This is a genomic window from Starkeya nomas, from assembly GCF_902703545.1.
Classification (GTDB): domain Bacteria; phylum Pseudomonadota; class Alphaproteobacteria; order Rhizobiales; family Xanthobacteraceae; genus Ancylobacter; species Ancylobacter moscoviensis.
In genome coordinates this window covers 2,312,918-2,335,467 of sequence record NZ_CACSAS010000001.1, presented here as the reverse complement: position 1 = coordinate 2,335,467, position 22,550 = coordinate 2,312,918, and the positions used below count along the sequence as shown (strand labels likewise).

The following is a 22,550-nucleotide window of genomic DNA, read 5'->3' as shown; positions in this document are numbered from 1 at the left end:
GACGTGTTGCTGACGTGGCCGGCGCATGGATCCCCGGGACAAGCCCGGGGATGACGGCGCAGCGAGAGGGGACGTTGTGAGCCGTCTCCGATCGTAGCCGAGGCCGGCAGCGCTGTTTCGGCGCTCAACCCTTCGGCTTGTCCGGCGTCTCGGCCGGGCGGGCCGGGGCGTCGGGGGGGATCGGCTGCGGCGGGTAGGGGGCGGTCTCGCGGCGCAGGCTGGGATTGTTGTCGGCGCCGGGCACGTTCAGCCGGCGCTGCTGCGGCGTCCAGTAGGACGGACCCTGCATCAGGTTCTGGCTGTTGGGCCGGACGGAATTGGTGCGTGGGGGCATGTAGCGCTCCGGCTGCATCGGGGTCTGCGCGAGGGCGGCGGAACCCGCCACGCCCAGCATCAGCGCCAGCATGGCCGCTGTGACGGTCTTCATCGGTAATTCGCGCCTCCCTTTCTTCTATTTAGGATGCCGGGACGCGCATTGCCATGCCCCTGCGAGAGCCGGCGATGCATGCAATATTTGTCATGAAATAATCGTCGGCAACTTCCGGCCGCCGTTGCTAAGCGGATGCTTTGCGTGGATATTCCGCGCGTGCCGGCGCAGGTGTCGGCCGGCGGAGCGCGGTGGAAGCGGGATCATGACGGACCAGAACGCAGCGATTCTGGTGGTCGACGATGTCGCGGAGAACCGGGACCTGCTGATGCGCCGGCTGAAGCGGCTCGGCTTCTCCCGCATCGACGAGGCGGCCAACGGGCACGAGGCGCTCGCCGCCATCGCCCAGACGCCCTACGACCTCGTGCTGCTCGACATCATGATGCCGGAACTCGACGGCTTCGGCGTGCTCGACCAGCTGCGTGCCGACGGGCGGATCAACGAGCTGCCGGTCATCGTGGTCTCGGCGCTGAACGAGATCGACCCGGTGGTGCGCTGCATCGAGCTGGGCGCCGACGATTTCATCTTCAAACCGTTCAATCCGACGCTGCTGCGCGCCCGCGTGCTCGCCACGCTGGAGAAGAAGGCGCTGCGCGACCGCACGCGCGACGAGCTGATGCGCAAGCATATCGAGCTTGCCGAGGCGCGCACGCTGCAGCTCTCGCTGGTGCCGCCGGCCTTCGCGGGCACGGTGGCCGGGCGCGGGCTGAGCATCGACGCGCTGCTGGAGCCGGCCAAGGAGGTCGGCGGGGATCTGGTCGATTATTTCCCGATCGGCGACACGCGCATGGTGCTGGTGATCGGCGACGTCTCCGACAAGGGGGCGGCGGCGGCGCTGATGATGGCGCGCACCCACGCCATGTTCCGCGCGCTCGCCGCGCGGCCGGACGCGGCCGAGCTGTTCGACGATCCGGCGCGGGCGGCGGGGCTGGTGAACGACGCGCTGGTGCGCGGCAACACGTCCTGCATGTTCGTGACGCTGCTGCTGGCGACGCTGGACGTGACCAGCGGCGACCTTGCCTTCGTGCGCGCCGGCCATGTGCCGCCCTACCGGCGCGCGGCGGACGGCGCCGTTTCGCGGCTCGGCGGGCCGGGCGGGCCGGCGCTGGGCGTGGCGGAGGACTTTCCCTATCGCGCCGCCTCGGCCACGCTGGCGGCGGGCGAGCGGCTGCTGGTGGTCACGGACGGCTTGACCGAGGCGCACGACCATGACGGCGTGCTGTTCAGCGAGGAGCGGGTGGGCGACTTCCTCGCCGGTCTCTCGGATGGCGAGGCGCGGCCGCTGCACCGCCTGGCGGCCGAGGTGCGGGCCTTCGAGGCGGGGCTGCCGGCGTTCGACGACATGGCGGCGCTGCTGCTGACGCTGGAGCCGGGCGCGGGCCAGGGATGAAAGAGGGCGGAATGGCCAAGGATGGGGCGGCGGACATGACGGACGACAGCCGGGAGGCGACCCTGCTGCGCGCGACGCTGGAGAACATGTCCCAGGGCGTCGCCATGTACGACGCGGAACACCGGCTGGTGACGTGGAACCAGCTCTTCCGCGAATATCTCGACATGCCGGACGAGTTCCTCGGCACCGAGCACACCTTCTCCGACTACATCCGCTATCTCGGCGAGCGGGGCGAGTTCGGCGAGATCGACATCGAGACGGCGCTCGCCGAGCGCCTCGCGCAGCTCGCGACCTCGCATTCCTTCGAGCGCACCCGCCCGGACGGGACGATCCTCGAGGTGCGGCGCGATCCGGTGCCGGGCGGCGGCTTCATCGCCATCTACACCGACATCACCGAGCGCAAGCTGGCCGAGATGAAGCTGCGCGAGGACGAGGAGCAGCTCCGCGCCATTGACGCGGCGGCGCCGATCGGCCTGCTCATCATGGACGCCGGGACGCATGTGGCCTGCCATTCCAACGGCTGCTTCGGCCGGATGATCGGCCGCGAGGCGGCGGAGCTGGTGGGCCAGCCGATCCCGGCGCTGTTCGCCGACCCCGACAAGGGCCGGGAGCTGGTGGACATCCTGCTGACGCCGTCGAGCGAGCGGCAGGAGTTCTACCTGCCGCGCACCGACGGCAGCACGATCTGCACGATGGTCTCGCACGAGGGGCTGGATTTCCGCGGCGCCCCGGCGGTGATCGCCACCTTCGTCGACATCAGCGACCGCGTGCGCATGGAGCAGCAGCTGCGTGAGGCGAAGGAGGCGGCGGAATCGGCCAGCCAGGTGAAGTCGGCCTTCCTCGCCAATATGAGCCATGAGCTGCGCACGCCGCTCAACGCCATCATCGGCTACAGCGAGATCCTTTCCGAGGACGCCGCCGACAATGGCGACGAGGCGATGGTCGCGGACCTCGACAAGATCCAGGCGGCCGGCAAGCACCTGCTGGGGCTGATCAACGACATCCTCGACCTGTCGAAGATCGAGGCCGGGCGGATGGACGTCTATCTGGAACAGGTGTTCCTGAGCCGGATGGTGGACGAGGTGAAGACCATCGTCGCCCCGATGATGCAGAAGAACGCCAACCAGCTCGTCATCGACTGCCCGATCGACATCGGCACGCTGCGCACCGACCTGACCAAGCTGAAGCAGAGCCTGATCAACCTGCTGAGCAACGCGGCGAAATTCACCAAGGAAGGCACGGTGACGCTGCGCCTGTCGCGCGACACGCTGCCGGACGGGGCGGGGGCGATACGCTTCGACGTCGCGGACAGCGGCATCGGCATGTCCGAGGAACAGCTGGGCCGGCTGTTCCAGGCGTTCACCCAGGCGGATTCCTCCACCACGCGCAATTTCGGCGGCACCGGCCTCGGGCTCACCATCACCAAGCATTTCGTCGCCATGCTGGGCGGCACGATCGAGGTGCGGAGCGAGCCGGGCAAGGGCTCGACCTTCACCATCGAGCTGCCGGTCGAGACGCGTCCGGTCGCCTCCGCGGAGCTGGAGGAGGTCGAGATCGCCGATCCCGGCGCGCCGGCGCAGCCGGGCGCGATCACTGTGCTGGTGGTCGACGACGACCCGGCCGTGCACGAGGTGCTGGCCGCGACGCTCGGCAAGGAAGGCTATGTGCTGCGGCACGTGCGCGACGGCATCGAGGCGCTCAACATGATGCGCAAGGATCCGCCGGACATCGTGACGCTCGACGTGATGATGCCGAAGATCGACGGCTGGTCGGTGCTCGGCATCATGAAGTCGGAGCCGGAGCTGGAGCATATCCCGGTCATCATGCTGACCATCGTCGACGACCGGAATCTGGGCTACTCGCTCGGCGCGGCGGAATACATGACCAAGCCGATCGACCGGCAGCGGCTCATCGCGCTGATCCACAAATTCGCCCCCGGCGAGGAGAAGGGCGTGGTGCTGGTGGTGGACGACGACCCGCTGGTGCGCACGCTGGTGCGCACCACCATCGAGGATGCCGGGCTCGCGGTGGCGGAGGCCGGCGGCGGGCAGGAGGCGCTCGACTGGCTGGGCGCCCACGAGATGCCGTCGCTGGTGCTGCTCGACCTGATGATGCCCGGCATGGACGGCTTCGCCTTCCTGGAGAAGGTGAGGGCGGCGCCGGAATTCGCCGAGCTGCCCATCGTGGTGCTGACCGCCAAGGAGCTGACGGAGGACGAGCGCGACTTCCTCGCCCGCAACACGCTGCTGATCCTCAACAAGAGCGCGCAGCCCATCGGCACGCTGGGGGCGGCGCTGGCGCACATCGCCGGCAAGGGGGCGGCCCCGAAGGGCGCTCCCGGCGCCCGGTCCCACTGAGAGAGACGGCGATGGCGAAGATCCTGCTGGTCGAAGACAATGAAATGAACCGCGACATGCTCACCCGGCGGCTGTCGCGCAACGGCTTCGAGGTCGTGGTGGCGGTCAACGGGCAGGAGGGCGTCGACCTTGCTCTGTCGCAGCGCCCGTCGCTGATCCTGATGGACATGAGCCTGCCGGTGCTCGACGGCTGGGAGGCGACGCGGCGGGTGAAGGCGGATCCCTCGACCGCCGGCATCCCGGTGATCGCGCTGACCGCCCATGCCATGGCGCAGGACCGCGAGGACGCCATGGCGGCGGGCTGCGACGACTTCGACACCAAGCCGGTGGAGCTGCCGCGCCTGCTCGAGAAAATCCGGGCGCTGCTCGGAACCGGGGAGTGAGTTCGCCTTGGCGGGCGGATGTCACCCTTCTGTCATCCAACAGTCGCAGAACGGTATGCCGCTTGCTTCGGCCCGCAGGGGCTTAGCCGGCCAACCGTCCTTCCATCCGAACGAGCCCGCCGCTTCCGGCGCGGGTAAAGAGTAGTCGAGCGTTATGGCGACGATCGCCCTGTTGCTGAGCGGACTGGGGCTCTTCTTCATCGGTGTCCGCGGGCTTTCCGCCAACCTCGTGCCGCTGGTCGGGCGCCGGGCGCGCGCCGCCTTCGCGCGGGCGCTGCGTGGGCCGGTGAGCACCGCCATCAACGGCACGCTGGCCGGTATGGTGACGCAGAGCTCGACGGCGGTCTCGTGGATCATCGTCTCCTTCGTGCGCGGCGGCGTGCTGACCGACGGCCCGGCGCTGATGGCGCCGACCTGGGCGAATGTCGGCACCGCGCTGCTGCCGCTGATCGTCGCCATCGACACCTCGACGGCGGCCGGCATCGTCATCGGCGTGGTCGGCTTCATCACCTATTTCCGGCTCGTGCGCGGCGACCGCATGCGCAACGCGCTGGAAGCCGCGCTGGGCGCGGCGCTGCTGCTGTTCGGCATGCACCTCGTCTCCATCGCCGTGGGGCCGATGCGCGAGGCGCTGATGCACCACCCCTGGTGGGACGCGGCGGTCGCCAATCCCTGGCTGCTGGCGCTGATCGGCGCCGGCTTCTCGATGCTCGCGCAGTCCTCCTCGGTGGCGGCCGCGCTGGCCGTGGCGGCGGTGGGGACGGGGCTGCTCGACTTCGGGGCGGCGCTGCCGCTCATCGCCGGGGCCAACGCGGCGGGCACGATCAACAACGCGGTGCTCATTCCCGGCGAGACCAGCACCGGCCGCGTGGTCTTCAGCCTGCAGGTGGTGCAGAAGCTCGGCGGCTCGGTGCTGCTGGCGGCGCTCGCCGTCTTCGCCGCCTATCGGCCGGACTACGTGGAGCAGGTGCTCGGCTCGGCGCAGGACGTGGGCGCGGAGCTGGCGCTGATCTTCCTGGCGGCGCAGGTCGGCGGCTCCGTCATCGCCGCGCTGCTGGAGGGCGCGACGCGCCGGACGGTGGCGCGCCTGCTGCCGATGAACGTCGCCGAGACGCTCTCCCAGCCGGCCTTCCTGATGCGTGAATCGCTCGACGATCCGGCGGCGGCGCTCGACCTGACCACGCGCGAGCTGGCGCGGCTGAGCGGGCGGCTGCCGCTGCTGCTCGACCGTGTCCGCGAAGGCGGCGATCCGAAGACGCCGCCGGCGGCGGTGCTGCGCGGGGCGGGGGCGACCCTCTCCGCGACGGTGAAAGCCTATCTCGCCTCGCTGCTCGATGCGCAGCCGGCGCGCGACGAGGTGGCCGTGGCGCTGCTGCTCGACGACGGCGCGACGAATGTCGCGGCGCTGCACGAGGCGGTGGCGGAGTTCACCGAGGCCGCCGCGACCGCGCGGGGCCTGCCGACGGCGCAACGGCTGACCGAGGCGCTGCATTTGCTGCTCGGCGCCGTCGCCGAGCACGCGGAAAGCCTCGGCGCCGACGAGCCCGACATGGTGCTGAGCCTGCTCGGCCACCGCGACCACCTGATGGAAGAGCTGCGCCAGCGCCTGTCCTCGCAGCAGGACATCGCGCCCGAGGTGCAGAACGCGCTGTTCCACATGACCGTGCTGTTCGAGCGCATCGTCTGGCTGGCGCGCCGGCTGGTGAACGACTTCAGCCAGGTGCACCGGGCGCAGAACGCGGACTAGCGTGTTCACGCGAGCCGGAGCCCGGTTCGTTCGAAAAGCCCCTAGGCTGTCGGCCACACCGCGAAATCGTCGAACCCCTCGGCCGCCGGCAGGCTTTCCTCGCCGACCGCCACCTCGGTGACGGCCGCCGCCGGCGGGCCGCGGCGGCAGGCGGCGATGAAGTCCGCGAGCTCGGAGGGAGCGGCGAAGACCAGCGCCTCGACGCTTCCGTCGGCGCGGTTGCGCACCCAGCCGCCGAGGCTCCGCCGCTCCGCCTCGCGCGCCAGCCACACGCGGTAGCCGACGCCCTGAACATGTCCACGGATGGCGAGGCGGGTGGCGCGGAGCTGTGTCATGACGATGCCTCGTTGCGGCGCAATATGCCGGGCGAATGCGCGGAACCGGGACCGGCCGGCCGAAATTGTGCATCCCGCCGACGCTTCATTAAGAACAGCTTGATTAGAAGCAATATCAAGTCCTTGGTTCGGAAATCCCGAGCCCGTCCTCACCCCAGCGCCGGAGAGCGGCATGCGCGAAGAGACCGATCTCGCCGTCCCGCCGCGCGGGCCGGAACATGACGCGGACCCGACCGAGACGCCCGGCTTCGTCGAGGCGGTGCTCGGCGCCATCGAGACGCGCGACGTCGACGCGCTCAAGGCGATCGTCTCCGACCTGCACGAGACCGACGTCGCCCATCTGCTGGAGGCGCTGCCGGCGGCGGACCGGCCCCAGCTCATCGAGCTGCTGGGCAGCGACTTCGACTTCACCGCGCTCACCGAGCTCGACGAGACGGTCCGCGTGCAGATCCTCGAGGAGCTGCCGACGCAGACGGTCGTCGAGGGCGTGCGCGACCTCGATTCCGACGACGCGGTCTACATCCTCGAAGACCTCGACGATGCCGACAAGCAGGAGATTCTCGCCAACCTGCCGATCCCGGAGCGGGCCGCGCTGCAGCGCAGCCTCGACTATCCCGAGGAGAGCGCCGGCCGGCGCATGCAGACCGAGTTCATCGCCCTGCCGCCGTTCTGGACGGTGGGGCAGGCGCTCGACTACATCGGCGAGACCGAGGGGCTGCCGGAGGTCTTCTTCGAGGTCTTCGTCGTCGATCCCAGCTACCGGCTCAGCGGCTCGGTGCCGCTCGACCGGCTGCTGCGCACCAAGCGGGGCGTGAAGCTGGGCGATGTGGTGATGCCCGACCGGCACGTGGTCCGCGCCACCGACGACCAGGAGGACGTGGCGCGCATCTTCGAGCGCTACAACCTCATCTCCGCGCCGGTGGTGGACGAGGGCGAGCGGCTGGTCGGCGTGCTGACCATCGACGACATCGTCGACGTCATCCAGGAGGAGGCGGACGAGGACCTGAAGGCGCTGGGCGGCGTGACCGGCGACGAGGAGCTGTCGGACAGCTTCTGGTACATCGCCAAGAGCCGCTTCTCCTGGCTGCTGTTCAACCTGATCGCCGCGAACCTCGCCTCCTTCGTCATCGCGATGTTCGAGGGCGAATTGCAGCGCATGGTGGCGCTGGCGGTGCTGATGCCGATCGTCGCCAGCCAGGGCGGCAACGCCGCCACCCAGACCATGACGGTCGCGGTGCGGGCGCTGGCGACGCGCGAGCTGCGCCCCAGCAACGCCCGGCGCGTCATCGCCCGCGAGCTGCTGGTCGGCCTGTTCAACGGCGTGGTCTTCGCGGTGATCATGGCCGCCGTGGTGTTCGCGCGCTTCGGCATCGCCGATCTCGGCTTCGTGATTGCGCTCGCGATGATCATCAATCTTCTGGCGGCGGCGCTGGGCGGCATCATGATTCCGTTGATACTTGATCGACTTAAGGTCGATCCCGCCGTATCGTCGGGACCGTTCGTCACGACGATCACCGATGTGGTCGGGTTTTTCGCCTTCCTGAGCATTGCGTCACTCTGGTTCTGAACGTGGTGGTCGGCATTGTATGCATTGAATGACTTCCCGCGTGGAACAACAGCAAGAAGAACGTCTTGTTTGACGGCGGTCAGTCGGAGGAGCGGATGGAGACGCCCGAAAGGGGTCGTCTGACCCTTCCGTCGAGGGATGAACCGGCGCCTCAGGCAATGCCCGTTGCCGTGGCGCCGCGCCGTCGTCTGCGCGCCGGCGACGGCATGATCCTCGCCGTCGCGCTGGTGATCCTTGCTGCCGTCATCGTGATGGGGGCCTTCTCGCTGGTGGCGGCGGAGCGGATCGACGCCACCTCCCGCGAGCGCTGGAACAGCCTGGTGCTCGATGCCCTGCAGCGGCGGGCGGCGTTTCTGGAACGCGACCTGTCGAGCTTCGCCCATTGGGACGAGTCGGTGCTGCGCACCGCCTATTTCCTCGACGTCGACTGGGTGCACGAGAATTTCGGCAAGTGGCTCTACCACACCCAGCGCCACGACCGTTCCTACATCGTCCTCGAAACCGGACCGGCCTATGCCTCCATCGACGGCGCGGCGGTCGACGTGGCGGGCGCGCCGTTCGACACGGCGGCGATCATGCCGCTGGTGGAAGGCGTGAAGGCGGCGTTCCTCGACCAGACGCAGGCGCTGAAAGCGACGGCGCCGCTGGCGGGCGAGTCGCGCGGGCGCGACAATCCTCCGGTGTTCCGGGCCGGCTATCTCAGGGTCGAGGGGCGGCCGGCGCTGATCGGCGCGATCAGCATCACCCCGGATTTCGGGCGCGTGGTGTCGCCGACGCGGGTGCCGCCGGTGGCGGTGACGGTGTTGTTCCTCGATGCCAGCTTTCTCGGCGATCTCGTGGGCGAGCTGCACATGGCCTCGCCCAGCATATCGGACGAGCCGCCGCCGCCCGACCGGCAGGGGGTGCGGGTTCCCTTTCACGACCCGCAGACCAAGCCGGCCTGGCTGAGCTGGAAGCCCGAGAATCCGGGCCGGGCGCTGCTTTCCACGCTGCTGCCGGCGCTGATCGGCACGGCGCTGCTGCTGCTCGCCGTGGCGGCGATCGTGCTGTGGTACGCCCGCCGGGCGACGCAGGAGCTGGCGGAGAGCGAGAAGCTCGCCTCGCGCCTCGCCTATACCGACCCGCTGTGCGGCCTCGCCAACCGGACCATGCTGATGCGGGCCCTCGGCGAGCGGCTGCGACAGGTCGATCCCGGCAACCGGCTGGCGGTCCTCTTCCTTGACCTCGACGGCTTCAAGGACATCAACGACACGCTCGGCCACCATGTGGGCGACCTGCTGCTGACGGAGATCGGCAACCGCCTGGCGCGGCTGCCGCTCAAGGACGCGCTGGCCTCGCGCTTCGGCGGCGACGAGTTCGTCATCCTTGTGCCGGTGAAGAGCGACGAGGATATCGCGGCGGCCGGCGCCGTGGTTCTGGAAGTGGTTCGGCAGCCGGCGGAGATCGCCGGCCAAACTTTGACGGTCAGCGGCTCGATCGGCTGTACCGTGGCGCCGGACCACGGTGTCGATGCCATCGAACTGATCCGCCTCGCCGATATCGCCGTCTACCGCGCGAAGGCCGAGGGGCGGGCCAATGTGCAGATATTCGCGCCGCGCATGGAGCGCGAGGTGATGCGCCGCCGCGACGTCGAGCTCGACCTGCAGCGCGCGCTCGCCGAGGGCGAGCTGACCATCTACTACCAGCCGCAATTCGCCGTGGATGGCGAGGTGGTGATCGGCTTCGAGGCGCTGGTGCGCTGGGTGCAGCCCTCGCGCGGGGTGATCGCGCCGGGCGAGTTCATCTCCATCGCCGAGCAGACCGGGCTCATCACCGAGCTCGACATGTGGGTGCTGCGCAACGCCTGCGCGCAGGCGCGCGACTGGGGCGAACTGAAGCTGGCGGTGAACCTCTCGCCGGTCGATTTCCGCTCCGGCGACCTCGACATGCAGGTGAAGCGGATCCTCGACGAGACGGGCTTCCCGGCCGAGCGGCTGGAGATCGAGATCACCGAGAACCTTCTGTTCGGCAACCAGCCGGAAGCCTTCGCCTCGCTGGCGGCGCTGCGCCGGATGGGCATCCGCATCGCGCTGGACGATTTCGGCAGCGGCTATTCCTCGCTCGGCTACATTCGCCGCTTCCGCGTCGACACCATCAACATCGACCGCAGCTTCACGCAGAACATCGGCCAGAGCGACGATGCGGCGGCGATCATCGACTGCGTGGTGCGCCTCGCGCGGGCGCTGGCGATCACCGTCACCGCCGAGGGCGTGGAGACGCGCGAGCAGCTGCGCTACCTGCAATCGGTCGGCTGCCACCATGTGCAGGGCTACCTGCTCGCCGGCCCGGTGCCGCTCGCCAGCATCGACCGCTACCTCGAACGGGCGACCTTTCCCTCGCCCCCGCCAAAGCGCTCGCGCGTGACGATCTGACGGACCCGCATGTTCTTCATCCTTTCCAAGATCCTCTGGGCGGTCGCGGTGCCGTCCACCTTCCTGACGCTGCTGGCGGTGGCCGGGCTGCTGCTGCGGCCGTGGTTCCGACGGCTCGGCGGCGCGCTGACCGCCATCGGCGTGATCGGGCTCCTGCTCGCCGGGCTCGGCCCGTTCGGGCGCATGCTGATGGTGCCGCTGGAGAACCGTTTCCCCGTCTATGCCGGGGATGGCGGGCGGGTGGACGGCATCATCGTGCTGGGCGGGGCGGAACTGCCGGTGATCACCGCCGCGCGCGGCACGGCGTCCTTCCAGGAATCGGCCGAGCGCATCCTCGCCATGGGCGAGCTGGCGCGGCGCTACCCTCAGGCGCGGGTCGTCTTCGCCGGCGGCAGCAGCAGCCTGAGCGAGCAGCCCATGCAGGAGGCGGAGGTCGTGCGCATGGCGCTGCCGCAGATCGGGCTGGAGGAGGGGCGGGTCGAATTCGAGCGGCTGTCGCGCAACACGGCGGAGAATGCCCGCCTCGCGCGGGAGCTGATCGAGCCCAAGCCCGGCGAGCGGTGGCTGCTCGTCACCTCCGCCTTCCACATGCCGCGCGCCATGGGCAATTTCCGCGCGGTCGGCTTTCCGGTGGTGGCCTATCCCGTGGACTTCCGCACCACCGGCGATCCCGGCTTCTTCCGGCCGTTCGGCTCGGTGGCGGAAGGGCTCGGCTTCTTCGACCTCGCCACGCGCGAATGGATCGGGCTCGCGGCCTATTACCTGACCGGGCGCATTTCCAGCCCGTTTCCGGGGCCGAACTAGCCCTGCGGCGGCAGGCCGAGCCGGTAGACGCCGCGGAAATCGGCCGGATCGACCGGCTTGCCCTTGCGATAGATGACGAGGCGTTCCGCCTCGGCGAGCCGAATGGCGCAGCGGCGGACCAGCGGCAGCAGGCTCTGCCAGTCCGGGCCCTGGGCGAGGCTGCGGGCGACCTCCTCGGGCGTGATGGTGCGCAGCGCGTCGGGGCGGCCGGCCACGGCGAGGATGGCGGCCTCGACCGCATCCTCGGAGGGAAGCCGGGCGCCGGCGGCCGATCTATCGTTCATTGTCGAGGACCCAGTGCGAATCCGGCCCGAACTGCCGGTTGACCATGACGAGGAAGATGGCGACCGTCGCCAGCATCAGCGCCCAGCCGTTGATGTACCAGCCGAGATAGGCGATGGCGAAGAAGAAGGAGCGCTGGCCGCGGTTGAAATGCCGGCCGGCGAGGGTGGCCATGCGGGCGAGCTTGACGATGTGCGCCTGCGCGGCGGGCGTCGTCGCTTCGGAGGGCGGCGGCGTCGAGCCGAGCAGGATGGTCGTATAGTTGAACAGCCGGTAGGCCCAGGCGAACTTGAAGAAGGCGTTGGCGAAGATCAGCGTCAGGCCCAGCGTCTTCAGTTCCCAGCTCGACCGGTTCGGCGTGACGAAGGGCAAATCGAGGAAGATCGCCATCACCGCGTCGGTGGATTGCAGGATGGCCAGCGAGGCGCCGATGGCGAGCAGCGAGGTCGAGGCGAAGAAGGCCGTGCCGTTTTGCAGTGCGGCAACGATCTGGGCGTCGACGATGCGGTTCTCGCGCGCCAGCATCCGGTGCGTCCATTCGAGGCGGAACACGTCCATCCGGCGGTTCAGCGTGCGCGCCTCGGCCCAGCCGCCTTCCATCAGATAATGGTAGGCGATCCATGCGACGGTGAAGACGGCGAAAGCCGCGCCATCGAGATAAGTGAAGCCGAGCATGTGCTTACGTGAATTTTCTCACGTTCCGCGTCCGCTTTGCGGCGCGAATCCGTCGCGAATCGCCGCCGCTATGGTGAGGGCGCGGCGGGCGGCTTTCAATAGGCGGCGGGAATCGTTGCCGACGCTGCGTCATGCGGGCGTCGCGGGGCTGGCTTGTGGCGGACGAGGTGGATTATGGCGTTTTCGCGATTGCGAACTCGGTAACATTTCATTAAGTATCGTTACAGCTTGTCGCCGGCCGCGAGTCGCGGAGACGGGCGACGAGGAGAACATCTCGTTCCGAGGAATATCATGAATTCCATACCCGAGCGCTCCTGTTGGGGAGTTGCCCGTTGGGCTGTTGCCGCCTTTCTGGCGGGCGTGGCCATGGTCTATCTCTTCGGCGGTTTCCAGGCCGCTCAGGTGGCGACCAAGGCGGTCGCCGGCTGAGGCCCGGTTCGGTGAGGCTGCGGGAAACGTGTTTCCCGAACGGCTTCCCGGATACCGCTCCACGGTTCGGAAAACGGCTCCGCCGCGAGGCTGGGCCGTTTTCTTTTTCCGGGCGCCCGTCGCGCCCCCGCGCCTGTCGATCACCGGGATTGATCGCGGCCATCACCCGCATGCGTTTGCCTGAGCCGGCGAGATCGCCGAACCTGCGGCCGGTCGAGGCACGGGGAGAGGCATCGTGGCGCTGAAGCTCATCATCGGGAACAAGAACTACTCGTCCTGGTCGCTGCGGCCCTGGCTGGCCCTGAGCGCGCTCGACATCCCGTTCGAGGAAATCCTCGTGCCGCTGGACGCGCCCGACTTCAAGGCGCGCATCCGGGAGCGCTCGCCGGCCGGCAAGGTGCCGGTGCTGATCGACGGCGAGGCGACGGTGTGGGAGTCTATCGCCATATTGGAGCATCTGGCCGAGCGCTTCCCCGACAAGGGCGTGTGGCCGTCCGAACCGGCGGCGCGGGCGCATGCGCGCTCGCTGGCGACCGAGATGCACAACGGATTCGGCGCGCTGCGCAGCGTGGCGCCGATGAACCTCTGGCGCCCAGTGGAGCCGCGCGCCTTTCCCGAGGCGGCGCTGAAGGACGTGCGGCGCATCATGCGGCGCTGGAACGAGGCGCGCGAGCGCTTCGGCGCGGGGGGCGACTTTCTCTACGGCGCCTTCAGCGGCGCGGACGCGATGTACGCGCCGGTGGCGACGCGCATCCGCACCTATGCGATCGAGGTCGATCCGGTATCGGCGGCCTATGTGGAGGCGATCCACGCCCATCCCGCCTTCGTGGCGTGGAAGGAAGCGGCGCTGCGGGAAACCGGCGTGCTGCCCGAGGATGAGGTCGACTGGCCGACCGTCAAGCGCGTATAGAGGGCGCACCCTTCGCCTTCGGGCCTGCCCAGCCTGCCATCCGGTCGAGCCATGCCTCTACACCTGCTCAAGCTCTGCGTCGGCGCCGAATCCATCGAGGACCTCGAAGCGTGGATCGCGGAGAATCTGGCGGGGAAGGCAGCGCGCGGGCAGGCGGCGGAGCAGGTGCACACCACCCGCATGGTGCCGACGCGCACGGAAGAACTGCTCGACGGCGGCTCGCTCTACTGGGTGATCAAGGGCGAGGTCGCCTGCCGGCAGGCGCTGACCGGCATCCGGCCCTTCGTCGACGGGGACGGCATACGCCGCTGCCATCTGGTGATGGAGCCCGTCGTGCACCGGGTGACGCCGCGCCCGAGCCGTCCCTTCCAGGGCTGGCGCTACCTCGCCGCGAAGGACGCGCCGCCCGATCTCGCCGCCACGGGCGACGAGCCGGCGCTGCCCGACCAGCTGCGCCGCGAGCTGCGCTCGCTCGGTCTTCTCTGATCCCGCGAACCCGAGCCCGCCTCTCCGCGTTGTGTACATGCACAGCGAACGAAGGGAGGCGCGCATGGTCCAGGATTCAGACGATCACCGCGTCGCCGAGCATGGCGAGGTCGTGGTGAAGGCGGATATCGAGGAGCGGCAGGCGGCGGAAGTGCGCCCGATGCGTTATGTGCTCGGGATCGGGCTGGCGCTGGCGATCCTGGCCATGGTGGTGATCGCCTTTCTCCTCCGGTGAGGCTCAGTCCGGCACGGCCAGATTGTCGATCAGCCGGGTGGCGCCGATGCGCGCGGCGACGAGCAGGCGGATCGGCCCCTCGGCGCGGCTGAGGACGGGCGCGAGGGACGCCGCGTGGCGCGCTTCGAGATAATCGAGCTGGAAGCCGGCGGCGATGACGGCGCGCCGCGCGTCGTCGATCGCGTCGAGCACATTGCCGCCTCCGGCGATCTGCGCGGTGGCGGCGCTCAGCGCGCGATGCAGCACGGGAGCGGCGGCGCGGTCCTCCTTGCCCAGATAGACGTTGCGGGAGGAGAGGGCGAGGCCGTCCGGCTCGCGCACGGTCGGAACGCCGACGATGCGGACCGGGAGATCGATGTCGCGCGCGAGGCGGGTGATGACCTGAAGCTGCTGGTAGTCCTTCTCGCCGAACAGCGCGACATCCGGCGCCGCCTGGATGAGCAGCTTGGCGACGACGGTGGCGACGCCGGCGAAATGGGTGGGGCGGAACTCCGTCTCCAGCCCGAGCGCCGGGCCGGCGAGGGAGATCGTGGTGGCAAAGCCTTCCGGGTACATCTCGCCGACATCGGGCACGAAGGCGAGGTGGACGCCGGCGGCATCCGCCTTGTCGAGGTCGGCCTCCAGCGTGCGCGGATAGCGGCTGAGGTCTTCGGTCGGCGCGAACTGGGTCGGATTGACGAAGATCGAGAGGACGACCCGTTCCGCGTGGGCGCGGGCGGCTTCCATCAGCGCCACATGCCCGGAATGCAGCGCGCCCATGGTCGGCACCAGCGCGATGCGCTCCTCGGCCGCTCGCCAGCTCTTCACCTGCTCGCGCAGCTCGGCGACGGTATGGACGGGGCGGATGGTGCGGCGGGCGGACATGGCGAGACTCCCTGATCGGGGCGCGGAAGCTAGCAGAGCGGCCAAGGGGGTCAACCTCGGGTCAACCCTTGGGGAGCGCGCCGTGCGTCCGGCCTTATCCCCCGCTAGTATCTCCACGAATCCCGATCAGGTACGCCAGATGGCCTCCGAGAAGCGTCCTCCCGCGGCACCGCCCGCCCCGACCGGCACCGTCGCCTCCTTCCTCGCGGAACTGGAGCAGCGCGCGCCGCTGACCGCCGAGCGGCGCGGCCGTCTGATCTTCGCGCTCGACGCGACGATGAGCCGCCAGCCGACCTGGGACCTCGCCTGCACGCTGCAGGCCGAGATGTTCGAGGAGGCCGGCCGGATCGGCGGGCTCGACATTCAGCTCGTCTATTACCGCGGCATCGGCGAATGCCGGGCCTCGCCCTGGATGGCGGACGGGGCGCGCCTCGGCGCACTGATGGCGCGGATCACCTGCCAGGGCGGGCGCACGCAGATCGGCCGGGTGCTGCGGCACGCGGCGGCGCAAGCGGCGAAAGGGCCGGTCGGCGCGCTGGTCTTCGTGGGCGACGCGCTGGAGGAGCCGCTCGACGACCTCTGCGCCGAAGCCGGGCCGCTGGCGCTGCGGGGCGTGCCGGCCTTCATGTTCCAGGAAGGCGCTGATCCGGCGGTGGAGCGGGGCTTCCGCGAGATCGCCCGGCTGACCAAGGGCGCCTGGTGCCGCTTCGATGCCGGCGCGGCCGGTGAGCTCAAGGCGCTGCTGAGGGCGGCGGCCAGCTATGCGGCCGGCGGCTCCAAGGCGCTCGCGGCGCTGGCCGGAACCTCTCCCGGCGCGCGCCGGCTGATCGCCGCCATGCAGGATACGCAATGATCAACCTTCTCGTCGGCGCGGCGATCGTCGCGCTTCTCTATTACGGGCTGAAGGTCTTCGGCCGGGCCGATGCCAAGATGCTGGCGCAGCTCGGGCGGCGGGTGGGCGGCGGGGCGCTGCTGCTGATCGCGGCCTTCCTCGGCATGCGCGGCCATTTCGAGACGGCGCTGCCGCTCGGCATCTTCGGGCTGTCGCTGATCGGCTGGGATGTGCGCAAGGCCATGCCGTGGTCGAAGGGGCAGGCGAGCCCGGGCCGGACCTCGAAGGTCCGCACCGCCGCGCTGGACATGCTGCTCGATCATGACAGCGGGCGCCTGACCGGGACGGTGATCGCCGGGCCGCTCGCCGGCACCGCGCTCGATGCGCTCGACGTGCCGGCCCTCGCGCGGCTGGCGCTCGACGTCGATATGGAGAGCCGGCAGCTACTCGAAGCTTATCTTGACCGCCGCTCGCCCGGCTGGCGTGAACACGCGCAGGGCGATGCGGGCGGGCGGCGCACTGACCCGGCGCGCCGAGGCGCGATGACGGAAGAGGAGGCCTACCAGATCCTGGGGCTTCAGCCGGGGGCGGGAACGGAGGAGATCCGAAGAGCCCACCGATCCCTTATGAAGAAACTCCATCCCGACCAGGGCGGGTCGAACTATCTGGCCGCCCGGGTGAACGAAGCCAAGGATATCCTGCTCCAGGGGCATTGATGGCTCCCCGTCAGTTACGGAAGACCATGCAGCCGAAGTCGCTGCGCTTCAGGGCCTGGCAGGCCTTGCGGGCGCCGGCCTCGGCATCGAAGCCGGCGAAGCGGGCGCGCACGATCTTGGTCGAGCCCTTCACGGCCTGCTCGGTATAGGCATCGACCTTCGAGAGGGCCGCGCCGGCCTTCTGCTGGGCCTTGGCGATCTGGGCGCGGGCGTCGGCCTCACTGCCATAGGCGCCGATCTGGATGGCCCAGCCGGAACGGGGGGCGGCGGCCTTCTCGGCGCTCTCGGCCTCCTGACGCGGAATCTCGGTCGAGGCGGCGCTGGCGACCTGCACCTTCTTGATGGCGCGCTGGGCGGGGGCAGCCTGAACCTGCGCGGCCTGCGTCTCCGAGGCGCCGGACATCTGGCCGTTGGCGAAAGACAGGGTGCCGAGAATGCCGGGCTGGTTGCTGAAGGTGGCGGTCGGCGCGGCCGGACGGGCGACGGCGACGGTCTTCACGGCGACCGGAACGATGGGGGCGGAGGAACCGGCGGCAGGCGTGCCGGCGGCGGCCTGCGCCGGACGAGCCGGGGCGGGCGCCGGGGTCGGCACGGAAGCCGTGGTCATGCTGTCCATGTCCATGGCGGCGGAGGCCATAGCGAGACGCGGATTGGCCGAGGGAACCGGGATGGTCGCGGGGGCAACCGGGGCCTGCGCGACCTGCGGAGCCGGTTCCGGCGCGGGCTGGGGCGCGGGAGCCGGGACCGGAGCCGCGGCGAGGGCGACCGGCGCGCCGACCTCATCGTCGGACACCGTGCCGCGCGGCGCCGAGTCCATGCGGGCGACCATCTGGCGGCCGGAATAGGCCTTGGCGAGGTTCTGGCCGATCAGCGAGACCATGCGGTTGTCGCGCGAGGCGGCGCTGGTGCCGCCGAGCACGACCGCGATGACATAGCGGCCGCTGGTCTTCACGCTGGTCAGCAGGTTGAAGCCGGAGGCGTTGGTGTAACCGGTCTTGATGCCGTCGACGCCCTCGACCCGCCCGAGCAGGCGGTTGTGATTGCGGATGGCCTGGCCGCGATACATGAAGCTGCGGTTCTCGAAATAGGCATAGTAGCGCGGGAAGCGCTCCTGAATGGCCCGGCCGAGCGTGGCGAGGTCGCGGGCGGTCGTGACCTGCTGCGGGTGGGGAAGGCCGTTCGGATTGCGGAAGGTGGAGCGCGACATGCCGAGCTGGCGGGCGCGGCGGGTCATGAGCTGGGCGAAGCTGGCGGAGTCGCCGGAGATGTTCTCGGCGATGACCACGGCGACGTCGTTGGCCGAACGGGTGATCAGCGCCTGGATGGCGTCCTCGACGACGATCGTCGAGCCGGCCTTCACGCCGAGCTTGGAGGGCTGCTGGGCGGCCGCAAAGCTGGAGACGCGGAGCGGGGTGTTGAGCCGCATCCGGCCGCTTTCGAGCTGCTCGAACAGGAGATAGAGGGTCATCACCTTGGTGACGGAAGCCGGATGGCGCAGGGCGTCGGCATTCTCGGCATCGAGGACGCGGCCGGTATTGGCGTCGACCACGATGTGGGAATAGCCGCGCTGCCAGACGCCGCTGCTGGCGGCCGAGCCCGACGCGACCGTTCGCGTGATGGCCGCCTTGTTGCGCGCCGTCTTTTTCTTCTTCTTGGGTGCGGCATCCGCCGCGCTTGCTCCCACGAGAGCCACCGCCAAGACCGCAACGGCAGCCCGCATCATGTACGCGCCGACAATCCCCGGAACCCGCATTTGTCCGTCCCGCTACTCTATCCCACCGGCCGTCGCCGGCGTTCCACGCATCCCGCCGGATTCCTCTTCGCATCGGGCTTGCTGCCCGTGCGAAAGCCCTTTTCGGTTAAGGAACCCTGCCGAACCATCACTTCCCAAACCTTAAGAAGGGCGCGGTTACAAAGTCGTAAAGAACGCCCTTGAACCGGGTCGATGTGGCGAGAAAAAGGGGCGGTCGTGGCAGTGCGAAGATCGTTCATATTGCACTGCACAATTTTTCTTGACGCGGGTCGGGGTGCCGCCATACAAATGATGGCGGGGAGGATTTCCCGGGCGGGCGCGTGCGGTTTGGGGCGCGGCTCGCGTGGCGATACCACTGGAGTTGGCACATGCTGCAGAATTTCGATGACGTTCAGAAGCTGGGTAAGGATAATCTGGACCTCGCCATGAAGAGCTTCGGCTCCGTGTCGAAGGGCGTCCAGGCCATCGCCGTCGAGGTGGCGGACTACTCGAAGAAGTCGTTCGAGGAGGGCACCGCGACCGCCGAGAAGCTGTTCGGCGCCAAGACCCTCGACAAGGCGGTCGAGATCCAGTCCGAGTATTTCAAGCATGCCTATGAGGGCTTCGTCGCCCAGGCGACCAAGATCGGCGAGCTCTATGCCGATCTCGCCAAGGAGACCTACAAGCCCTACGAGAGCCTGATCGGGAAGCTTCCGAACGGCAAGTGAGCGGCGACTGAGCATTCAGCGCCCGGGCTTCCGGGCGGCGATGCTTCGGATTTCTGGGGGCTCGGCGGCAACGCCGGGCCTTCTTCGTTTCTGCGCCCCCGGCAACCGCCGCGCCGACTCGCGCCGGGACCGTTCCCTCGGGCACCGCTCCGGAAAATGTCACCGGATTGCGACAGTGGGTTCACACGGCGCCTCTGGCGCGGGCAGGGGGGCGTACATATTATAGCTTTCAGAACCGGCTCGCCGGTTGGGGAAAAAGCCTGAATGTCCGACTCTGCGATGTCCCAGCTGCGTGAAGAAATGATGGCCGACGACGAGCGTCGCCGGCGCGGAGACAACGCGCCCGGCACGGCGGTGATCACACGCACGAAGCCGCAGGTGAAGCGGCCGAGCCTCTACCGGGTGCTCCTGCTCAACGACGACTACACGCCAATGGAGTTCGTCGTGCACGTGCTCGAGCACTTCTTCACCAAAGATCGGGAGGAAGCCACCCAGATCATGCTGCATGTGCATCAGCATGGCGTGGGGGAGTGCGGCGTCTATACCTACGAGGTGGCCGAAACAAAGGTCACACAAGTGATGGACTTCGCGCGAAAGCACCAGCATCCTTTGCAGTGCGTCATGGAGAAGAAGTGACGCCCCGCGACGGCTAAACGAAGAGGTCCCGATGCCCACCTTCTCCCGCAGCCTCGAGCAGTCGCTTCACCGGGCCCTCGCGCTCGCCAACGAACGCCACCACGAATACGCGACCCTCGAGCACCTGCTGCTGTCCCTGGTCGACGACCAGGACTCGGCGGCGGTGATGCGCGCCTGCAACGTCGACCTCGATAAGCTCCGGCGCAACCTCGTCGAATACATCGACACCGAACTCGACAACCTGGTCCAGGACGGCGGCGAGGATTCCAAGCCGACGGCCGGCTTCCAGCGCGTGATCCAGCGCGCCGTCATCCATGTCCAGTCCTCCGGCCGCGAGGAAGTGACCGGCGCCAACGTGCTGGTCGCCATCTTCGCCGAGCGCGAGAGCCACGCGGCCTATTTCCTGCAAGAGCAGGACATGACCCGCTACGACGCGGTGAACTACATCAGCCACGGCATCGCCAAGCGCGCCGGCATGTCGGAGAGCCGCCCCGTGCGCGGAGCCGAAGAGGAGACCGAGACGAAGACCGGGGAGGACACCAAGAAGAAGGCCGATGCACTCGATGCCTATTGCGTGAACCTCAACAAGAAGGCGCGCGAGGGCAAGATCGACCCGCTGATCGGCCGTGACGGCGAGATCCAGCGCACCATCCAGGTGCTGTGCCGCCGCTCCAAGAACAACCCGCTCTTCGTGGGCGATCCCGGCGTGGGCAAGACCGCCATCGCCGAGGGACTGGCGCGCCGCATCGTCAATGGCGAGGTGCCGGACGTGCTGAAGAAGGCCACCGTCTTCTCGCTCGACATGGGCGCGCTGCTGGCCGGCACCCGCTACCGCGGCGACTTCGAGGAACGCCTCAAGCAGGTGGTGAAGGAGATCGAGGCCTATCCCGACGCCATCATGTTCATCGACGAGATCCATACGGTGATCGGCGCCGGGGCGACCTCCGGCGGCGCGATGGACGCCTCCAACCTGCTCAAGCCCGCGCTCGCCTCCGGCACGCTGCGCTGCATCGGCTCGACCACCTACAAGGAGTACCGCCAGTACTTCGAAAAGGACCGCGCCCTGGTGCGCCGCTTCCAGAAGATCGACGTGCCCGAGCCGACCGTGCCGGACGCCATCGAGATCCTGAAGGGGCTGAAGCCCTATTTCGAGGACTACCACCGGCTGCGCTACACCAACGACGCCATCAAGGCGGCGGTGGAGCTTTCGGCCCGCTACATCCATGACCGCAAGCTGCCCGACAAGGCGATCGACATCATCGACGAGTCCGGCGCGGCGCAGATGCTGCTGCCCGAGGGCCGGCGCAAGAAGACGATCGGCGTGAAGGAGATCGAGGCGACCATCGCCACCATCGCCCGCATCCCGCCGAAGACCGTCTCCAAGTCGGACACGGAGATCCTCGCGGCGCTGGAGACCACGCTGAAGCGCGTCGTCTACGGCCAGGACAAGGCGATCGAGGCGCTGGCCTCGGCGATCAAGCTCGCCCGCGCGGGCCTGCGCGAACCGGAGAAGCCGATCGGCTCCTACCTGTTCTCCGGCCCGACCGGCGTCGGCAAGACCGAGGTGGCCAAGCAGCTCGCCTCCAGCCTGGGCGTGGAGCTGCTGCGCTTCGACATGTCCGAGTACATGGAGCGGCACACCATCTCGCGGCTGATCGGTGCGCCTCCCGGCTATGTCGGCTTCGACCAGGGCGGCCTGCTGACCGACGGCGTCGACCAGCATCCGCACTGCGTGCTGCTGCTCGACGAGATCGAGAAGGCACATCCCGACCTGTTCAACATCCTGCTGCAGGTGATGGACCACGGGAAGCTGACCGACCACAACGGCAAGCAGGTCGATTTCCGCAACGTCATCCTCATCATGACGACGAATGCGGGCGCGGCCGACCTGTCGAAGTCGGCCTTCGGCTTCACCCGCTCGAAGCGGGAGGGCGACGACGTGGAAGCGATCAACCGCCTGTTCGCGCCGGAGTTCCGCAACCGCCTCGACGCGACCATCACCTTCGCCCATCTCAGCAACGAGATCATCGCGCTGGTGGTGGAGAAGTTCGTCCTGCAGCTGGAGGCGCAGCTCGCCGACCGGAACGTGACCATCGAGCTCTCCGACGAGGCGACCGCCTGGCTGGTGGAGCGCGGCTACGACCAGCAGATGGGTGCGCGGCCGATGGGCCGGGTGATCCAGGAGCACATCAAGAAGCCGCTGGCGGACGAGGTGCTCTTCGGCAAGCTCCGCAATGGCGGGCATGTCCGGGTGGTGCTGAAGACCGATGCCGAGGGCGAGACCTCGCTCGGCTTCGAGTTCCCGGAAGGCCCGATCACGCCGAAGCCGGAGAAGATCGAGCCGGCCAAGGCGAAGCGCGCGCCGCGCCGCAAGGCGGCCGCCCCCAAGGCCAAGAAGGCGGCCGGCGCGGCGAGCGGGCGCTCCAAGCCCGGCAGCTCGCGCGTGCCGAAGGTGCCGCTGGTCAAGGCCTGACCCGCGCTTTCCGCCGAAACCGATGATCGCCGCCCGCGGGCTTTCCCGCGGGCGGTTTTCTTTTGCGATGCCCGGCGTGCTCGCGCCGGCGCTCGACCAAGGGCCGGCTTGACCCGGCGCGCCGGCGGGCG

General features: G+C 68.9%; 22 protein-coding genes. 16 read left to right on the top strand and 6 right to left on the bottom strand.

Features of this window, described 5'->3' with window-relative positions:
- Positions 1-124: 124 nt before the first annotated feature.
- Entirely contained in the window at positions 125-427 is a 303-nt protein-coding gene (locus STARVERO_RS11385; RefSeq protein ID WP_159598924.1) for a hypothetical protein, read from the bottom strand.
- A gap of 205 nt (positions 428-632) precedes the next feature.
- Here STARVERO_RS11385 and STARVERO_RS11380 point away from each other — a divergent pair, with 205 nt between their 5' ends.
- The 4 genes from STARVERO_RS11380 to STARVERO_RS11365 all read left to right on the top strand — a co-directional run bounded on the left by STARVERO_RS11380 (position 633) and on the right by STARVERO_RS11365 (position 6,304).
- Positions 633-1,817, top strand: coding sequence for a PP2C family protein-serine/threonine phosphatase (locus STARVERO_RS11380; RefSeq protein ID WP_159598923.1), 1,185 nt, complete (start codon positions 633-635; stop codon positions 1,815-1,817).
- A gap of 11 nt (positions 1,818-1,828) precedes the next feature.
- Positions 1,829-4,174, top strand: coding sequence for a response regulator (locus tag STARVERO_RS11375; RefSeq protein ID WP_244616741.1), 2,346 nt, complete (start codon positions 1,829-1,831; stop codon positions 4,172-4,174).
- A gap of 11 nt (positions 4,175-4,185) precedes the next feature.
- The gene (locus STARVERO_RS11370) at positions 4,186-4,557 is read left to right on the top strand and encodes a response regulator (RefSeq protein ID WP_144342769.1); all 372 of its coding nucleotides are present in this window, start codon (positions 4,186-4,188) and stop codon (positions 4,555-4,557) included.
- A 154-nt stretch (positions 4,558-4,711) separates the two neighbouring features.
- The gene (locus STARVERO_RS11365; protein WP_159598922.1) at positions 4,712-6,304 is read left to right on the top strand and encodes a Na/Pi cotransporter family protein; all 1,593 of its coding nucleotides are present in this window, start codon (positions 4,712-4,714) and stop codon (positions 6,302-6,304) included.
- Between the two features lie 41 nt (positions 6,305-6,345).
- Here STARVERO_RS11365 and STARVERO_RS11360 read toward each other — a convergent pair whose 3' ends face one another.
- Positions 6,346-6,639, bottom strand: coding sequence for an acylphosphatase (locus STARVERO_RS11360; RefSeq protein ID WP_159598921.1), 294 nt, complete (start codon positions 6,637-6,639; stop codon positions 6,346-6,348).
- Between the two features lie 172 nt (positions 6,640-6,811).
- On the opposite strand from STARVERO_RS11360, the gene mgtE reads away from it, so the two are divergent.
- The 3 genes from mgtE (at position 6,812) to STARVERO_RS11345 (ending at position 11,421) form a co-directional block, all read left to right on the top strand.
- Positions 6,812-8,206, top strand: a complete 1,395-nt coding sequence (gene mgtE / locus STARVERO_RS11355; RefSeq protein WP_159598920.1) for a magnesium transporter — start codon at positions 6,812-6,814, stop codon at positions 8,204-8,206.
- 158 nt (positions 8,207-8,364) lie between these two features.
- Positions 8,365-10,617: a putative bifunctional diguanylate cyclase/phosphodiesterase gene (locus STARVERO_RS11350; RefSeq protein WP_159598919.1), complete on the top strand. Its 2,253-nt coding sequence runs from the start codon at positions 8,365-8,367 to the stop codon at positions 10,615-10,617.
- A gap of 9 nt (positions 10,618-10,626) precedes the next feature.
- On the top strand, positions 10,627-11,421 hold the full coding sequence (locus tag STARVERO_RS11345; protein ID WP_159598918.1) for a YdcF family protein: 795 nt from the start codon (positions 10,627-10,629) through the stop codon (positions 11,419-11,421).
- On the opposite strand, the gene STARVERO_RS11340 is transcribed toward STARVERO_RS11345, so the two are convergent.
- A complete protein-coding gene (locus STARVERO_RS11340; protein ID WP_159598917.1) occupies positions 11,418-11,705 on the bottom strand; it encodes a DUF3253 domain-containing protein in 288 nt (95 codons plus the stop codon). The two genes, STARVERO_RS11345 and STARVERO_RS11340, sit on opposite strands and share 4 nt — an antisense overlap.
- Positions 11,695-12,378, bottom strand: a complete 684-nt coding sequence (locus STARVERO_RS11335; protein WP_159598916.1) for a DUF599 domain-containing protein — start codon at positions 12,376-12,378, stop codon at positions 11,695-11,697. Before STARVERO_RS11335 ends, STARVERO_RS11340 begins: the two co-directional genes overlap by 11 nt.
- Before the next feature lie 291 nt (positions 12,379-12,669).
- Here STARVERO_RS11335 and STARVERO_RS23365 point away from each other — a divergent pair, with 291 nt between their 5' ends.
- From STARVERO_RS23365 to STARVERO_RS23360, 4 genes are all read left to right on the top strand, one after another.
- The gene (locus tag STARVERO_RS23365) at positions 12,670-12,807 is read left to right on the top strand and encodes a hypothetical protein (protein WP_186291896.1); all 138 of its coding nucleotides are present in this window, start codon (positions 12,670-12,672) and stop codon (positions 12,805-12,807) included.
- Positions 12,808-13,042: 235 nt separating this feature from the next.
- Entirely contained in the window at positions 13,043-13,717 is a 675-nt protein-coding gene (locus STARVERO_RS11330) for a glutathione S-transferase family protein (RefSeq protein WP_159598915.1), read from the top strand.
- Positions 13,718-13,768: 51 nt separating this feature from the next.
- Positions 13,769-14,203 (top strand): DUF1489 family protein, encoded by a 435-nt coding sequence (locus STARVERO_RS11325; protein ID WP_144342778.1) that lies wholly within the window; start codon positions 13,769-13,771, stop codon positions 14,201-14,203.
- A 64-nt stretch (positions 14,204-14,267) separates the two neighbouring features.
- The gene (locus tag STARVERO_RS23360) at positions 14,268-14,438 is read left to right on the top strand and encodes a hypothetical protein (RefSeq protein ID WP_186291897.1); all 171 of its coding nucleotides are present in this window, start codon (positions 14,268-14,270) and stop codon (positions 14,436-14,438) included.
- 3 nt (positions 14,439-14,441) lie between these two features.
- On the opposite strand, the gene panC is transcribed toward STARVERO_RS23360, so the two are convergent.
- Entirely contained in the window at positions 14,442-15,302 is an 861-nt protein-coding gene (gene panC / locus STARVERO_RS11320; RefSeq protein WP_159598914.1) for a pantoate--beta-alanine ligase, read from the bottom strand.
- 139 nt (positions 15,303-15,441) lie between these two features.
- On the opposite strand from panC, the gene STARVERO_RS11315 reads away from it, so the two are divergent.
- Both STARVERO_RS11315 and STARVERO_RS11310 read left to right on the top strand, forming a co-directional pair.
- A complete protein-coding gene (locus STARVERO_RS11315) occupies positions 15,442-16,155 on the top strand; it encodes a VWA domain-containing protein (RefSeq protein ID WP_159598913.1) in 714 nt (237 codons plus the stop codon).
- Positions 16,152-16,850 carry a DnaJ domain-containing protein gene (locus tag STARVERO_RS11310; RefSeq protein ID WP_159598912.1) on the top strand — a complete coding sequence of 233 codons (699 nt, stop codon included), beginning with the start codon at positions 16,152-16,154 and terminating at the stop codon, positions 16,848-16,850. Before STARVERO_RS11315 ends, STARVERO_RS11310 begins: the two co-directional genes overlap by 4 nt.
- Before the next feature lie 10 nt (positions 16,851-16,860).
- Here the strand turns inward: STARVERO_RS11310 and STARVERO_RS11305 are convergent, their stop codons facing one another.
- Positions 16,861-18,534, bottom strand: coding sequence for a D-alanyl-D-alanine carboxypeptidase (locus tag STARVERO_RS11305; protein WP_244616740.1), 1,674 nt, complete (start codon positions 18,532-18,534; stop codon positions 16,861-16,863).
- Positions 18,535-18,971: 437 nt separating this feature from the next.
- Here STARVERO_RS11305 and STARVERO_RS11300 point away from each other — a divergent pair, with 437 nt between their 5' ends.
- From STARVERO_RS11300 to clpA, 3 genes are all read left to right on the top strand, one after another.
- A complete protein-coding gene (locus tag STARVERO_RS11300) occupies positions 18,972-19,310 on the top strand; it encodes a phasin family protein (protein ID WP_144342782.1) in 339 nt (112 codons plus the stop codon).
- Between the two features lie 264 nt (positions 19,311-19,574).
- A complete protein-coding gene (gene clpS, locus STARVERO_RS11295; protein ID WP_144342783.1) occupies positions 19,575-19,946 on the top strand; it encodes an ATP-dependent Clp protease adapter ClpS in 372 nt (123 codons plus the stop codon).
- A 31-nt stretch (positions 19,947-19,977) separates the two neighbouring features.
- Positions 19,978-22,419, top strand: a complete 2,442-nt coding sequence (gene clpA / locus STARVERO_RS11290) for an ATP-dependent Clp protease ATP-binding subunit ClpA (protein WP_159598911.1) — start codon at positions 19,978-19,980, stop codon at positions 22,417-22,419.
- The last annotated feature ends 131 nt before the right edge of the window (positions 22,420-22,550 follow it).

Coding starts and splice junctions, on each gene's coding strand:
- STARVERO_RS11380 (WP_159598923.1), top strand. CDS start 633: ATGACGGACCAGAACGCAGCGATTCTGGTGGTCGACGATGTCGCGGAG.
- STARVERO_RS11365 (WP_159598922.1), top strand. CDS start 4,712: ATGGCGACGATCGCCCTGTTGCTGAGCGGACTGGGGCTCTTCTTCATC.
- STARVERO_RS11340 (WP_159598917.1), bottom strand. CDS start 11,705: ATGAACGATAGATCGGCCGCCGGCGCCCGGCTTCCCTCCGAGGATGCG.
- mgtE (WP_159598920.1), top strand. CDS start 6,812: ATGCGCGAAGAGACCGATCTCGCCGTCCCGCCGCGCGGGCCGGAACAT.
- clpS (WP_144342783.1), top strand. CDS start 19,575: ATGTCCGACTCTGCGATGTCCCAGCTGCGTGAAGAAATGATGGCCGAC.
- STARVERO_RS11315 (WP_159598913.1), top strand. CDS start 15,442: ATGGCCTCCGAGAAGCGTCCTCCCGCGGCACCGCCCGCCCCGACCGGC.
- STARVERO_RS11335 (WP_159598916.1), bottom strand. CDS start 12,378: ATGCTCGGCTTCACTTATCTCGATGGCGCGGCTTTCGCCGTCTTCACC.
- STARVERO_RS11375 (WP_244616741.1), top strand. CDS start 1,829: ATGGCCAAGGATGGGGCGGCGGACATGACGGACGACAGCCGGGAGGCG.
- STARVERO_RS11350 (WP_159598919.1), top strand. CDS start 8,365: ATGCCCGTTGCCGTGGCGCCGCGCCGTCGTCTGCGCGCCGGCGACGGC.
- STARVERO_RS11385 (WP_159598924.1), bottom strand. CDS start 427: ATGAAGACCGTCACAGCGGCCATGCTGGCGCTGATGCTGGGCGTGGCG.
- STARVERO_RS11310 (WP_159598912.1), top strand. CDS start 16,152: ATGATCAACCTTCTCGTCGGCGCGGCGATCGTCGCGCTTCTCTATTAC.
- panC (WP_159598914.1), bottom strand. CDS start 15,302: ATGTCCGCCCGCCGCACCATCCGCCCCGTCCATACCGTCGCCGAGCTG.
- STARVERO_RS11360 (WP_159598921.1), bottom strand. CDS start 6,639: ATGACACAGCTCCGCGCCACCCGCCTCGCCATCCGTGGACATGTTCAG.
- clpA (WP_159598911.1), top strand. CDS start 19,978: ATGCCCACCTTCTCCCGCAGCCTCGAGCAGTCGCTTCACCGGGCCCTC.
- STARVERO_RS23365 (WP_186291896.1), top strand. CDS start 12,670: ATGAATTCCATACCCGAGCGCTCCTGTTGGGGAGTTGCCCGTTGGGCT.
- STARVERO_RS11300 (WP_144342782.1), top strand. CDS start 18,972: ATGCTGCAGAATTTCGATGACGTTCAGAAGCTGGGTAAGGATAATCTG.
- STARVERO_RS11370 (WP_144342769.1), top strand. CDS start 4,186: ATGGCGAAGATCCTGCTGGTCGAAGACAATGAAATGAACCGCGACATG.
- STARVERO_RS11325 (WP_144342778.1), top strand. CDS start 13,769: ATGCCTCTACACCTGCTCAAGCTCTGCGTCGGCGCCGAATCCATCGAG.
- STARVERO_RS23360 (WP_186291897.1), top strand. CDS start 14,268: ATGGTCCAGGATTCAGACGATCACCGCGTCGCCGAGCATGGCGAGGTC.
- STARVERO_RS11345 (WP_159598918.1), top strand. CDS start 10,627: ATGTTCTTCATCCTTTCCAAGATCCTCTGGGCGGTCGCGGTGCCGTCC.